We start from the raw sequence: 14286 nt of genomic DNA on the forward strand, positions 1-14286 counted from the left end.
CGGCATGAAGATTGCAGTTGATGCCATGGGCGGTGATTACGCACCGCTCGAGATCGTTTTCGGTGCGGTGCGCGCCGCCAAGAAATACCATTGTGAGATTGTCCTCGTCGGCGATGAGGCGAAGATCCGTGAGGTCCTGTCGAAGGAGCCGGGCTGGGAAAAGCTCGGCATTTCCATTCATCACGCCTCGCAGGTCATCGAGATGGGCGAGCATCCGGCAGATGCGGTGCGCACGAAGAAGGATGCGTCCATCGTCGTGGCAACACGCCTCGTCAAGGACGGCGTCTGCGACGCCGTGCTGTCGGCTGGCAGTACGGGCGCAGCCGTGACGGCAGCGCAGCTCATCTTGCGCCGCATCAAGGGCATCGGCCGTCCGACTATCGCGACGCCGATGCCGACGCCGAAGGGCGTCACACTGCTCTTGGACTCCGGGGCCAATGTGGACTCGAAGCCGGAGCATCTCGTCCAGAGCGGCATCATGGGCTCGATCTACGCGGAATACGTCTTCAAGATCAAGAACCCGCGTGTCGGTCTCTTGAACATCGGCGAGGAGGAGACGAAGGGCAATGAGCAGGCCAAGGCGACTTACGCACTGCTCAAGAACATGCACACGATCAACTTCTGTGGCAATGCGGAGGGACGCGATGTGCCCAAGGGCAACTTCGATGTCGTAATTTGTGATGGATTTGTTGGCAATGTTGTGCTAAAATTTGCAGAGGGACTGGCAAAGACAATCCTGAAGCTCATCAAGGAGGCCATCAAGGGCGGCGGTATTCTCGCCAAGCTAGGTGCGTTCCTCCTGATGCCGACGCTCAAGAAGCTCGGCAAGCGCCTCGACGTCACGGAGTACGGCGGTGCGCCGCTCTTAGGTGTCAATGGCTGCTGCATCATCAGCCATGGCTCGTCGAACGCCAAGTCCATCTGCAGTGCAATCGGTGTGGCGAATGATTATGTCCGGGGGGATGTCCTCGCTCACATCCAGGATACACTTGCAAAGGAGGATATACTGACGCATGACGGAGAAAAGAAATAGCGCTGGTATCATAGGGACAGGCTGGTACGTGCCGGAGAAGGTCATCACGAATGAAGACCTCGAGCAGATGGTCGACACGAGTGACGAGTGGATTGTCGAGCGCACGGGCATCCATGAGCGCCGCGTGGCGCGCAAGGACCAGCCGACATCGGACCTCGCAGAGCGCGCGGCCCGCATGGCCATCGAGAATGCCGGCGTGAAAGCCGAGGAGCTCGACCTCATCATCGTCGCGACGATGACGCCGGACCGCACGATCCCGTCGACGGCCTGCATCCTGCAGGACCGCCTCGGCGCAACGAAGGCAGGTGCCTTTGACCTTTCCGCTGCCTGCTCGGGCTTTGCCTACGCAGCAGCGACGGCCTGCCAGTTCATCGAGACGGGCGTCTACCGCCACATCCTCGTGGTCGGCGCGGAGACGCTCTCGAAGGTCCTGGACTGGACGGACCGCAACACCTGCATCCTGTTCGGTGATGGTGCCGGTGCCGCCGTCTTCGGCCCGGTCGAAGAAGGCTACGGCCTCTTGAGCTTCGACCTCGGCAGCGACGGTGCGGGCGGCGACCTGCTCGACATCCCTGCCGGCGGCAGCCTCAAGCCTCTGACGGCCGAGTCGCTGCTGATGCACGAGAACTGCATCCACATGGATGGCCGGGCCGTCTTCCGCTTCGCAGTCAAGATCCTCGGCGAGACGGTCGAGAAGTCGCTTGCGCGCGCGGGCATCGAGAAGTCGGAAATCGACTGGCTCGTGCCGCATCAGGCCAACACGCGCATCATTGATGCGGCGGCGAAGCGCCTGGAACTCCCGGCGGAGAAGGTCATCGTCGATATCGGGAAATATGGCAACATGTCAGCGGCGTCCATTCCGGTTGCCCTGGCGGAGGCGGTGCAGGCGCACCGCTTCAAGAAAGGTGATCTCATTGCCCTGGCCGGTTTTGGTGCCGGACTTACCTGGGCATCCTGCATCATGAAATGGGCTAAGGAGGACTAATCTGATGTTTGAAAATAATGCAATCTGTAAGTTACTCAACATAAAGTATCCAATCTTCCAGGGTGGCATGGCCTGGATCGGCACGGCTGAGCTCGCCTCGGCTGTCTCGAACGCCGGCGGTCTCGGCATCATCGGTGCCGGCCACATGCCGCCAGAGATCCTGCGTGCAGAGATCCAGAAGTGCAAGAGCTGGACGGACAAGCCGTTCGGCGTCAATGTCATGCTCATGAGCCCGTATGTCAAGGAAGTCATGCAGGTCGTCGTCGAGGAGAAAGTACAGGTCGTCACGACGGGTGCTGGCAACCCGGGCGAGTACGTGCCGGCGCTCAAGGAGATCGGCGCGAAGGTCATCCCGGTCGTCGCTTCGGTCGCGCTCGCGAAGCGCCTCGTGCGCTGCGGCGTCGATGCTCTGATCGCAGAGGGCACGGAGTCGGGTGGCCACATCGGTGAGATCACGACGATGGCCCTCGTGCCGCAGATCGTCGACGCTGTCGATGTGCCGGTCATCGGTGCAGGCGGCATCGCGGATTCGCGCGGCATGGCAGCAGCCTTCGCGCTCGGCGCACAGGCCGTCCAGATGGGCTCTCGCTTCGTCGTGAGCGAGGAGTGTATCGCTCATCCGAACTACAAGAAGATGGTCCTTAAGGCGAAAGACCGTTCGACGGTCGTCACGGGTCGCACGCTCGGCCATCCGGCACGCGTGCTCCACAACAAGCTTACGCGCAAGTACCAGGAACTCGAGGCAGCCGGTGCTCCAGCAGAAGAGCTCGAGAAGCTCGGCGTCGGCTCCCTGCACCGCGCTACGCATGAGGGCGATGTCGACAACGGCTCCGTCATGATCGGCGAGATCTCCGGCATGCTCAACGACATCAAGCCGGTCAAGACGATCATCGAGGACATCATCAATGGTCTGCCGGGCGTCATCGAGACAATCGAGAACGACTGCAAATAAGCAAGCAGTTATCATACCATAATATATAAGAATCGAACACGCAATAATATAACATGATTACTTACAAGAGAAGATAGAGCAGGGGGTAGTGAAACGTGAACAAACTCGCATTCGTATTTCCGGGTCAGGGCGCTCAGGCTGTCGGGATGGGCAAGGACCTTTTCGAACAGTATGATGTCGCCAAAAGACTCTTCGCTGAAGCTGACGAGGCGTTAGGATACTCCATCAAGGACATGTGCTTCGAGGGCCCGGCAGACGATCTCAAGCTCACGGCCAACACGCAGCCCGCCATCCTGACGGTCAGCGTTATCGTCAATGAGATCCTCAAGGAGCACGGCGTGCAGCCGGATGTCGCTGGCGGCCATAGCCTCGGCGAGTATTCGGCCCTTGTCGCAGCAGGCGTCCTCTCCTTTAAGGATGCCGTCGCACTCGTCCACAAGCGCGGTCAGTACATGCAGGAGGCCGTCCCCGTAGGCGAGGGCGGCATGGCAGCCATCATCGGCCTCGATGACGAGGCGATTGCTGCAGCCTGCGAGAAGGCAACGAAAGAGGCGGGCGAGGTCCAGCCGGTCAACTTCAACTGCCCGGGGCAGACGGTCATCGCCGGCACGACGCATGGCGTGGAGAAGGCCGTAGAGGAGCTCAAGGCAGCTGGGGCCAAGAAGGCCGTCGTGCTGCCGGTCTCCGCACCGTTCCATTCGACGCTCATGAAGCCGGCCGCTGAGAAGCTCGCCGCAGAGCTCGATAAGGTCGCCATCCACGATGCAGCGTTCCCCGTTGTCTCGAATTTCACGGGTGAGCTGGAGACGAAGGCGGAGGAAATCAAGGCGAACCTCGTCGCACAGGCTGACCATCCGGTCCGCTGGATCGCCTGTGTCAAGACGATGCAGGCCTTTGGCGCCGACACGTTCGTCGAGGCTGGACCGGGCAAGACGCTCTGCGGTTTCAACCGCCGCATCGACCGTTCCATCAAGAGTCTCAATGTCGAAAACCTTGAAAGTTTGCAAAAAACGCTTGACTATTTGAAGGAGGTTCGTTAATATGCTTTTAGATGGAAAGGTCGCACTCGTGACGGGTGCGTCGCGCGGTATCGGTCGTGCCATCGCCATCCGGCTCGCTTCGGAGGGCGCTAAAGTCGCCATCAACTTCGCAGGCAACCAGAAGGCTGCTGAGGAAGTCAAGGGCGAGATCGAGAAGAACGGCGGCGAGGCAATCCTCGTCAAGGCCAATGTGGCAGACAGCGCAGCAGTGGACGAAATGTTCGCGAAGGTCATCGAAGCGTTCGGCACGGTTGACATCCTCGTCAACAACGCCGGCATCACGCGCGACGGACTGCTCATCCGCATGAAGGATGAGGATTTCGATGCCGTCATCGATACGAACCTCAAGGGCGTTTTCTACTGCACGAAGGCAGCGGCGAAGATCATGATGAAGAAGCGCAGCGGCCGCATCGTCAACATGAGCTCGGTCGTCGGCCTCATGGGCAATGCCGGCCAGACAAACTACGCGGCAGCGAAGGCTGGCGTGCTCGGCTTCTCGAAGTCGGCCGCCAAGGAACTCGCGGCGCGCGGCGTCACGGTCAACATGGTCGCCCCGGGCTTCATTGATACGGATATGACGGCAGTCCTCTCGGACAAAGTCAAGGACGCGATGGTCCAGGAGATCCCGATGCGCAAGATGGGACGTCCAGAAGACGTCGCCAATGCCGTACTTTTCCTCGTATCGGATTGTTCATCCTATATCACTGGTCAGGTCGTCAATGTAGACGGCGGCATGGTTATGTGATATAACTATATTAGGATACTAATTTAAGGAGGTGAAACTTCATGTCGACTTTTGAAAAAGTTAGAGATATCGTTGTTGAGCAGCTGGGCGTTGAGCCGGACGAGGTCGCAATCGATTCTACCTTCATCGATGATTTGGGCGCTGATTCCCTGGATATCGTTGAGCTGATCATGGCTTTCGAAGAGGAATTCAACATTGAGATTCCGGACGAGGCTGCTGAGAAGATCAAGACTGTTCAGGATGTAGTTACCTACATTGACCAGCACAAGGACAAATAAGATTGAGCGTCTTACCTTTTGAGAATCCCGTGAAGTTGCTTCGCGGGATTTTCTTAAGAGGTAAAATGATTGGAGGAGTAACATTGAAACTTCCAGAGCTTAAGATTGGCAACAAGATTGCACGTTTACCGATCCAGCAGGGTGGTATGGCAATCCGCTTGTCAACGGCCCGTCTGGCCGCAGCCGTTGCGAACGAGGGCGGTATCGGCCTCATCGCTGCATCTGGCATGAGCCACGACGAACTGCGTTATGAGATCAGGCTCGCACGTTCGCTCACATCTGGTATCATCGGCATCAACATCATGGTTGCTGCCCGTGATTTTGCAGGCATTGTCAAAACGGCCATCGATGAGGGCATCGATCTCGTTGTAGCAGGTGCAGGCTTTTCACGCGATATGTTTGGCCTTGGCAAGGAGTCCGGGACACCAATTGTCCCGATTGTTTCTTCTGTAAAATTAGCTAAAATCTCGGAGCGTCTTGGTGCAGCAGCTATCGTGCTGGAGGGCAAGGAGGCTGGCGGTCATCTCGGGACGAACACGTCGGTACGTGATCTCATCTCGGATGTCAGCGCAGCGGTCAAGATCCCGGTCATCGCGGCCGGTGGCGTCCTTCATGGCCAGGACATCGTTGATCTGATAAAGATGGGCGCAGCAGGCGTCCAGATGGGCTCTCGCTTTGCTGCCTCGGAGGAATCCAACGCAGCGCCGGCCCTCAAAGAATACTATCTGAAATCGAAGCCGGAAGACATCGTCGTCATCCACAGCCCGGTCGGCCTGCCAGGCCGCGCCGTGCGCACGCCGTTCTCGGCAAGGGTCCTCGAGGGTCCTGTGCCGCCGAAGACGTGCGATGCATGCCTCAAGGCCTGCAAGCATAATTTCTGCATCATCCGCGCGCTGATCCGCGCGCAGCAGGGCGATGTGGAGACGGGCCTCGTCTTCACGGGTGAATACATGCCGCGCATCGACAAGATCCTGTCGGTGCACGAGATTTTCGAGCAGCTCAAGAGAGAAGCAGAAGCTGCAGATTGATCCTGGGCGCCGCTTGGCGCTATGGGGTATAGCAAGATCAAGAATTAGAGGGGAGTCATTGTTTTGAGTAAACGCGTAGTAATTACGGGCCTGGGGGCCATCACCCCAATCGGTATCGGTAAGGACGCATTCTGGGAAGGCCTCATGGAAGGCAAGAACGGCATCGGCAAGATTACCCGTTTTGATGCGTCGGAGTACGGTGCACAGATCGCGGGTGAGGTCAAGGGCTTTGAGCCGACGGACTACATCGACAAGAAGGAGTCCAAGCGCATGGACCGCTATGCACAGTTCGCTGTCGCAGCGGCAAAGCTGGCAATCGAGGATGCTGGTCTCAATCTCGAGAAGGAAGACCGCGACCGCATCGGCACGTACATCGGCGCGGGCATCGGCGGCATCGAGACGATGCACGCTCAGTACAAGAAGCTCTTTGACAAGGGACCGAGCCGCATCAGCCCGTTCTTCATCCCGATGATGATTGCGAACCTTGCTGCCGGCCAGGTCGCCATCACCTATAAGCTCCACGGTCCGTCCTCGTGCGTCGTCACGGCTTGCGCAACGGGCACGAACTGCATCGGCGATGCTTTCCGTGTCATCCAGGAAGGCAAGGCCGATGTCATGGTCGCCGGCGGCACGGAAGCAGCCATCAGCCAGGCGGCTGTCGCAGGCTTCGCTGCGATGAAGGCGCTCTGCATGGATCATAACGATGATCCGGAACACGCATCGCGCCCGTTCGACAAGAACCGCAGCGGTTTCGTCATGGGCGAGGGCGCTGGCCTCGTCATCCTCGAGAGCCTCGAGCATGCCAAGGCGCGCGGCGCGCACATCTACGCAGAGCTCGCCGGCTACGGCGCGAACTCCGACGCCTACCACATGACGAGCCCCGCTCCGGGCGGCGAGTATCAGGCGAAGTGCATGCAGCTGGCCATCGACGATGCCGGCCTGCAGGCCGCTGACGTCGACTACGTCAACGCGCACGGCACGTCGACGCACCTCAACGATGAGGGCGAGTCGCTGGCCATCAAGGCCGTCTGGGGCGAGCATGCGAAGGACGTCTCCGTCTCGTCCATCAAGTCGATGACGGGCCATCTGCTCGGCGCTGCCGGCGGTATTGAGGCAGTTGCCACGGCACTGACGGTCGAGCGCGACATGATGCCGCCGACGATCAACTACGAGACGCCGGACGAGGGCCTCGACCTCGACTACGTACCGAACAAGGCGCGTGCGAAGAAGGTCCGCGCGGCCATCTCGAACAACTTCGGCTTTGGCGGTCACAATGCGTGCATCGTCATGAAGAAGTACACGGAGTAATGCCTATGGGAAACGTTCGGACGGAAGGAGAAGCGCGCCGTCAGCAGCTGCTGGTGCTCTCAGAGCGCCTCGGCGTGACGTTCCACGATATCGCTCTTCTCGACCAGGCCCTGACGCATACCTCGTATGCCAATGAGTCGAAGCGGAACACGGCCCATAACGAACGTCTCGAATTCTTGGGAGATGCTGTGCTGGAGCTTGCCTCCAGCACATATCTTTATGAGCACTTCCCGGAGATGCCGGAAGGCGAGCTCACGAAGACGCGCGCGAGCATTGTCTGCTCGACGACACTCGCCAAGCTCGCGACCGGCCTGCATCTCGGCGATTACCTGCTCTTGGGACGCGGCGAGGAGATGGGCGGCGGCCGCACGCGCCAGACGAACCTCGAGGACGTCTTCGAGGCCGTCATCGGCGCGGTCTACCTCGACCAGGGATGGGAGGCGGCGCAGGCCTATGTCGTGCGCCAGCTCCGCGGCGAGTTCGAGAACGCCGAGCACGGCGCCATCCTCAAGGACTACAAGACCATCCTGCAGGAGATCGTCTTCCGCAAGGAAGGTCAGAGCATCGCCTATGAGCTTGTCTCCGAGTCCGGCCCCGACCACGCCAAGGAATTCACCTTCCGCGTGCGCGTGACGGGCAAGGTCATGGGCGAAGGCACGGGACACAGCAAGAAAGAGGCGGAGCAGCACGCTGCTCGCCGCGCTCTCGAGAAGATTGCCCCGCACACGCAGAAAAAGCGCTGAGTGCGCGCTTGCGTCAATCAAAAAAGCAAAAAACAAGGTGCTGACATTATCAGCACCTTTGTTTTATAATGGAACTAGATTGATTTTGATGGGAGGCCATATCATGAGAAAACTTACGATGCTCGGCACGGGCAATGCCATGGTGACGAAATGCTACAACACGTGCTTCTACGTGACGCTGGACGACGGTGCGCTGTTCCTGACGGATGCGGGCGGCGGCAACGGCATCCTGCGCCAGCTGGAGCTCACGGGCTTCGACTACCAGAAGTGCCATCATATGTTCGTCACACACGGCCACACGGACCACGTGCTCGGCGTCATCTGGGTCATGCGCAAGGTCGCAGACCTCATGAACAAGGGCAAGTACGAGGGCGAGTTCCACATCTACTGCCACGACGTCGTGCGCGAGATGCTGCTGACGATGACGAAGATGACCCTCAAGAAGAAGGACTTCGCGCGCGTGGGCACGAGCATCTTCCTGCACGAGCTCAAGGACGGCTCCGTCGTCAATTTCGAGGGCGTCCAGCTCACGGCCTTCGACATCCTCTCGACGAAGGCAAAGCAGTTCGGCTACGAGCTGCGCTTTGCTGACGGCCTGCGCTTCACCTGCCTCGGCGATGAGCCCTACAACGAGCACGATGAAGCCTACGCCAAGGGCGCGGACTGGCTGCTCGCCGAAGCCTTCTGCAAGTACGGCGACCGCGATACATTCAAGCCGTACGAGAAGAACCACTCGACGGTCAAGGAGGCCAGCGAGCTCGCCGAGAAGCTCGGCGTCAAGAACCTCGTGCTCTACCACACGGAGGACAAGAGCATCGCGACCCGCAAGCAGGCGTATACGGCCGAGGCGAAGGAATACTACCACGGCAACGCCTTCGTGCCGGATGACCTCGACGTGATCGAGCTCGGCTGAGGCAGGCGGTTCAGCGGGGCGTTGAGGCCATCTTCTCGATGTAGTGGTTGAGGTTCATGATGGAGTGGTGGAGCTCTGTGCGCTCCTCTTCGCTGAGCCCGCGGAGGCTACTGAGGAACTTCTGGCGCACGATCTCATTCTGGTCGTCGAGGATCTTGTCGCCCGCGCTCGTCATCGAGATGAGCGTGCGGCGTCGGTCCTCGCTATCCTGCCGCTTCGTGATGAGACCCGCCTGCTGCAGCTTGTCGCAGATGTTTGTCATCTGCTGCTTCGAGATCTGCAGGCGATGCCCAACTTCAGAAAGCGTCGCCTGCTTCTCGAGGCGCAGCGTCATGAGCGTCGCGAACTGGTTGAGCGGCACGGGTGTCGTCAGGTTGCGGTAGAAGTTGCGGTGGATGAGCACAAGTGTCTCAATGAAAGCCGAAGAGATCTCGGCAGAGGACTCTGGGAATGACAATGACATCGTCATGGTAAAACTCCTTCTGATCTTGCGATAATCGCGTCAAAAAAGAAACGGATGAAAAAATTAGAATTAAAATTGAATGAGACCGTTCAAATATAAGGTGGTTTTTCTTGACTTTTCTATAGATATACTATACTATAAGATGCGTTAATAGTAAACATTTATTTACTAATCGCAGAGTAAGACCCAGTAAATAGGGGAAAGTAGGGAAGGTATCGTCAGATATCACCAAAAAGGAGGTTATCTCTTTGTTTTTTGCGAAGAACAAGAAACCGCTGGCGCTCATGCTGACCTTGGCACTCTCGGCCACGGTGCTCCTCTCAGGCTGCGGCGCGAAGCAGCAGCAACAGGCAGCGGGAGCGACCCAGGTCAAGGCCATGAAGGTCCTGCAGCAGGACGCGCCGGTCAGCAGCGAGTACGCTGGTCAGGTTGTCGGCCGAGATGAGGTCAAGGTCCAGTCGAAGGTCTCCGGCAAGATTGTCGAGAAGTACTTCCACGGCGGCGACCATGTCGAAGCCGGCCAGCCGCTCTACCGACTCGACTCGCGCCAGTATGAGTCGGCCGTTCTGCAGGCACAGGCAAACCTCGCGCAGTCGCAGGCAACGCTCTCGAATGCGCAGACCGATCTCTACCGCGACCAGTCGCTACTCGCAGCTGACGCCATCTCGGAGCAGACGGTGACGACGCAGCAGGCCAATGTCAATGCCTACTCGGCCGCGACTGCTGCCAATGAGGCACTCGTGCAGAAGGCACAGCAGGACCTCGACGATACGGTCGTCTACGCGCCGATGTCGGGCCAGGTCTCCGTCGATGATGTCGCCGTCGGCACGTTTGCCACGGCCGGCAACACGAACCTCGTGACCATCGGTACGATCGACCCGGTCTTCGTGCAGTTCAGCATCTCGGAAGCCGAGTACCTGAAGTTCCGCAACATCCAGTCCATGCAGAGTGGCTCGGGCGATGCGCTTGACGTCACGGTCAAGCTCTCCGATGGCTCGACGTACCCGATGGACGGACGCATCGTACAGGCCGACCGCGCACTCGCTCAGAACACAGGCACGCTGACGGTCAAGGCACTCTTCCCGAACCCGAACGGCCTGCTGCTGCCGGGCATGTTCGCGCGCGTCAAGCTCACGGGCGAGACGATCCCGAATGCCATCCTCGTGCCGCAGCGCGCCGTCCAGCAGTTGCTCGACAAGACGTTTGTCATGGTTGTCGGCGCTGATGGCAAATCGGAGTCGCGCAGCATTGAGCTCGGTCAGCAGATCGGCAGCTACTACATCGTCAAGAGCGGCCTCTCTGCGAACGACACGGTCGTCGTCGAGGGCCTCTCGAGCCTGACGGAGGGCAAGGATCTTGCCGTCACGATGGTGACTCCGGAAGAGATGGGCTTCTCGTTCGATGAGGATACGACGCCGTTTGACACGATGACTTCTTCGGAAGCAAACAGCGGCGACAGCAACAGCTAAAGGGGGCGGCGTCTTGTCTAAATTCTTTATCCACCGCCCGATATTCGCCATTGTCATCTCGCTGATTATCGTCATCGCCGGCTCCATTGCGGCAACGCAGCTGCCAATCGCGCAGTATCCGCAGATCTCGCCGCCGACGGTCAGCGTCAGCACGTCGTACACGGGCGCGAGTGCGGCCGTCGTCAACCAGACGGTTGCGCAGATCGTCGAGGACCAGGTCAACGGCACGCAGGGCATGGATTACATGTCCTCAACCTCCGATGATACGGGCCGCTACAGCCTGTCGGTCACGTTCGAGGTCGGCACGGATGGCGACATGGACTCGGTCAAGGTGCAGAACAACGTTGCTTCGGCGACGAGCCAGCTGCCGTCTGAGGTCCAGCAGGTCGGTGTCACGACCAAGAAATCGACGAATGATATGGCGTACATGATGTCATTCTATTCGCCGGACGGCACGTATGACCGTGCCTTCATGAAGAACTACGCGACGATCTACCTGCTCGATAAGCTCAAGCGCATCAACGGCGTCGGCGATGTCCAGGTATTCGGCTCCGACTACGCGATGCGCGTCTGGCTCAATCCAGACAAGCTCGCAGAGCTGGGCCTTACGGTCGCCGACGTCTCGGCTGCCATCAAGGAGCAGAACGTCCAGGCCCCGGCCGGTACGGTCGGCGCCATGCCGGTCAACAACGGCCAGGAAAAGCAGATGTCCGGCAAGATCGAAGGCCGCCTGACGACGCCGGAGGAATTCGGCAACGTCATCATCAAGTCGAACGGTGACGGCCAGTTCGTCCGCCTCAAGGATGTTGCGAAGATCGAGACGGGCTCCCAGTCGGAAGCCATCATCTCGAAGTTCAACGGCTATCCGGCTGTCGGCTTCGGTATCAAGCTCACGAGTGATGCCAACGCCATGAAGACCATCAGTGAAGTCCGCAAGGTCTTTGATGAAGCGAAGGAGACGCTGCCGCCGGGCATGCAGATGTCGACCATCTTTGACTCCACGAGCTACATCAGCGCGTCCATCGAGGAGGTCCTCATGACGTTCCTCGAGGCACTGCTGCTCGTCGTCTTTGTCATCTTCATCTTCCTGCAGAACTGGCGCGCGACGATCATCCCGTTGCTCGCGGTGCCGGTCTCCCTGATTGGTACGCTCGGCGCGTTCATCGTGCTCGACTTCACGATCAACACATTGACACTCTTTGCGATGGTCCTTGCCATCGGCCTCGTCGTCGACGATGCCATCGTCGTCATCGAGAACGTCGAGAAGCACATGGAAGAGGGCCTGACGCCTATCGATGCGACGGAGCGCGCCATGGATGAAGTCCAGGGACCAGTCGTCGCCATCGCCATCGTCCTCTCGGCCGTCTTCGTGCCGGTTGCCTTCCTCGGTGGCATGACGGGTGTCCTCTACCGGCAGTTCGCTCTGACGATTGCCGTCTCGGTCTGCCTCTCGGCCTTCGTGGCCCTGACGCTGACGCCAGCACTCTGTGCGATGATGCTCAAGAAGCACACGGAGAAGGACGACGAGGGCGTGCTCGGCCGCTTCTTCGTCAAGTTCAACGAATGGTTCGAGCGCATGAAGCGCGGCTACGTCGGCATCGTGGCGAAGTTCATCCGCCACTCGCGCCTGGCAATCATCTTCCTGCTGATCGTCTCGGGCTGTGCCGGCATCATCTACAAGAATCTGCCTTCGACCTTCGTCCCGAATGAGGACCAGGGCTACATGTTCGCAGCCGTCGAGATGCCGGATGGCACCTCGGCCAACCGCACGCAGGCCGTTATCGACAAGCTCAACGTCGCCATGATGGAGAACGTCAAGGGCCTGCAGAGCACGATGGCCATCACGGGCTTCTCGCCGCTTTCGGGTGGCTCCTCATCTAGTGCCGGCATGATCGTCGTCGGCATGAAGGACTGGTCACAGCGTGAGGATGCGGCCTCGTCGGTCGATGCGGCCGTGCGCACGGCCTTTGGCATCGGCGCCAAGGTTGCGCCGGAGGCGACAGTCATTGCCATGAACCCGCCGGCTCTGCCGGGCCTCGGCATGACGGGCGGCTGGACGCTCCAGCTGCAGGATATGACGGGCCACAGTGAGACAGAACTCAACGACGTCACCAAGAAGATCGTCGCAGAGGCCAACCAGCGCCCGGAACTCGCCGGCGTGCGCTCGACGTATTCTGTCGGCTCGCCAGTCGTCCAGTATGAGGTCGACCGCGAGAAGGTCAAGAACCTCGGCATCCAGCTCTCGGATGTCTTCACGGCCATGCAGGTCAACTACGGCGGCTATCAGGTCAACGACTTCAACCGCTTCGGTCGCAGCTATAAGGTCATGCTGCAGGCCGACAACGACTATCGCAGCTCGACCGACCAGATGAAGTTCATCTTCGTCAAGTCGAGCAAGGGCACGATGGTCCCACTCGACACGCTGCTGCGCCCAAAACTCACGTCGGGCCCGTCGAGCATCTCTCGCTTCAATGGCACGCGCTCCATCCAGATCACGGGCCAGACGGGCAATGGCTATTCCTCTGGACAGGCCATGAATGCCATCAAGGAAGTCGTCCAGGCGAACGCTGGCACGGGCTTCAACATCGAGTGGTCCGGTCAGAGCCGTGAGGAGGCCAAGGCTTCGAACTCGACGATGCAGGTCCTCGTGCTCTCACTCGTCTTCGTCTTCCTCTGCCTTGCCGCTCTCTACGAGAGCTGGAGCGTCCCGTTCGCCGTCCTCCTGACGGTGCCGACGGGCATCTTTGGCGCCCTCGTCTCCGAGTACGGCCTCTCCATCATCGAGGCGATGTTCGGCCACCAGAACGCCGGCCTCCAGGACAGCGTCTACATGCAGATCGGTATCATCGCGATCATCGGTCTCGCGGCCAAGAACGCCATCCTGATCGTCGAGTTCGCGAAGGTCCGTGTCGACCGCGGCATGGAGCCAGTCAAGGCAGCCATCGAAGCTGCTGGCCTGCGCCTGCGCCCAATCCTCATGACGTCGTTCGCCTTCATCATCGGCTGTATCCCGCTGGCCATCGCTACGGGCGCCGGTGCTGCAGCGCGTAACGGCATGGGCGTTGCCGTCGTCGGCGGCATGCTCTTCGCGACGGCCATGGGTATCTTCCTGATTCCTGTGTTCTTCGTGGCCATGGAGTGGATTGCCGCCAAGCTCGGCCTGCTCAAGCAGGAGCGCAAGAAATCCTCGGCTGATTACATGTAATACCGTGCTCCATCGAGCTATCGATGGGCCATTCATAGAAGGGACACCTTCCTTGTCAGGAAGGTGTCTCTTTTGCTATAATGGGAATATACTGACCCCTATGCTCTGGAATCGAATGAGTCAA

13 protein-coding genes are annotated in these 14286 nt (G+C 59.4%); 12 read left to right on the top strand and 1 reads right to left on the bottom strand.

What is annotated here, in order from left to right:
* Positions 1-4: 4 nt before the first annotated feature.
* From plsX to MITSMUL_RS10840, 10 genes are all read left to right on the top strand, one after another.
* On the top strand, positions 5-1033 hold the full coding sequence (gene plsX, locus MITSMUL_RS10795; RefSeq protein ID WP_005842641.1) for a phosphate acyltransferase PlsX: 1029 nt from the start codon (positions 5-7) through the stop codon (positions 1031-1033).
* The gene (locus MITSMUL_RS10800; RefSeq protein WP_005842642.1) at positions 1014-2018 is read left to right on the top strand and encodes a beta-ketoacyl-ACP synthase III; all 1005 of its coding nucleotides are present in this window, start codon (positions 1014-1016) and stop codon (positions 2016-2018) included. Before plsX ends, MITSMUL_RS10800 begins: the two co-directional genes overlap by 20 nt.
* A 4-nt stretch (positions 2019-2022) precedes the next feature.
* Complete coding sequence (gene fabK / locus MITSMUL_RS10805; protein ID WP_005842643.1) at positions 2023-2970, top strand: enoyl-[acyl-carrier-protein] reductase FabK; 948 nt, start codon at positions 2023-2025, stop codon at positions 2968-2970.
* A gap of 95 nt (positions 2971-3065) precedes the next feature.
* Positions 3066-4010, top strand: a complete 945-nt coding sequence (gene fabD, locus MITSMUL_RS10810; RefSeq protein ID WP_005842644.1) for an ACP S-malonyltransferase — start codon at positions 3066-3068, stop codon at positions 4008-4010.
* Position 4011: 1 nt separating this feature from the next.
* Positions 4012-4755, top strand: a complete 744-nt coding sequence (gene fabG, locus MITSMUL_RS10815) for a 3-oxoacyl-[acyl-carrier-protein] reductase (protein WP_005842645.1) — start codon at positions 4012-4014, stop codon at positions 4753-4755.
* 41 nt (positions 4756-4796) lie between these two features.
* Positions 4797-5033 (top strand): acyl carrier protein, encoded by a 237-nt coding sequence (locus tag MITSMUL_RS10820; protein ID WP_005842646.1) that lies wholly within the window; start codon positions 4797-4799, stop codon positions 5031-5033.
* An 83-nt stretch (positions 5034-5116) separates the two neighbouring features.
* A complete protein-coding gene (locus tag MITSMUL_RS10825; protein ID WP_036376000.1) occupies positions 5117-6061 on the top strand; it encodes an NAD(P)H-dependent flavin oxidoreductase in 945 nt (314 codons plus the stop codon).
* A gap of 63 nt (positions 6062-6124) precedes the next feature.
* Positions 6125-7369 carry a beta-ketoacyl-ACP synthase II gene (fabF, locus tag MITSMUL_RS10830; protein WP_005842648.1) on the top strand — a complete coding sequence of 415 codons (1245 nt, stop codon included), beginning with the start codon at positions 6125-6127 and terminating at the stop codon, positions 7367-7369.
* The gene (gene rnc, locus MITSMUL_RS10835) at positions 7369-8112 is read left to right on the top strand and encodes a ribonuclease III (protein ID WP_005842649.1); all 744 of its coding nucleotides are present in this window, start codon (positions 7369-7371) and stop codon (positions 8110-8112) included. Before fabF ends, rnc begins: the two co-directional genes overlap by 1 nt.
* Before the next feature lie 103 nt (positions 8113-8215).
* Positions 8216-9025 (top strand): MBL fold metallo-hydrolase, encoded by an 810-nt coding sequence (locus tag MITSMUL_RS10840; protein WP_040636408.1) that lies wholly within the window; start codon positions 8216-8218, stop codon positions 9023-9025.
* A gap of 10 nt (positions 9026-9035) precedes the next feature.
* On the opposite strand, the gene MITSMUL_RS10845 is transcribed toward MITSMUL_RS10840, so the two are convergent.
* On the bottom strand, positions 9036-9494 hold the full coding sequence (locus tag MITSMUL_RS10845; protein WP_005842651.1) for a MarR family winged helix-turn-helix transcriptional regulator: 459 nt from the start codon (positions 9492-9494) through the stop codon (positions 9036-9038).
* Positions 9495-9736: 242 nt separating this feature from the next.
* Here MITSMUL_RS10845 and MITSMUL_RS10850 point away from each other — a divergent pair, with 242 nt between their 5' ends.
* Together MITSMUL_RS10850 and MITSMUL_RS10855 are read left to right on the top strand one after the other, a co-directional pair.
* Complete coding sequence (locus MITSMUL_RS10850; RefSeq protein WP_005842652.1) at positions 9737-10957, top strand: efflux RND transporter periplasmic adaptor subunit; 1221 nt, start codon at positions 9737-9739, stop codon at positions 10955-10957.
* Positions 10958-10970: 13 nt separating this feature from the next.
* Positions 10971-14162: an efflux RND transporter permease subunit gene (locus MITSMUL_RS10855; protein WP_005842653.1), complete on the top strand. Its 3192-nt coding sequence runs from the start codon at positions 10971-10973 to the stop codon at positions 14160-14162.
* The last annotated feature ends 124 nt before the right edge of the window (positions 14163-14286 follow it).

It is taken from the genome of Mitsuokella multacida DSM 20544 (assembly GCF_000155955.1).
Taxonomy (GTDB): domain Bacteria; phylum Bacillota; class Negativicutes; order Selenomonadales; family Selenomonadaceae; genus Mitsuokella; species Mitsuokella multacida.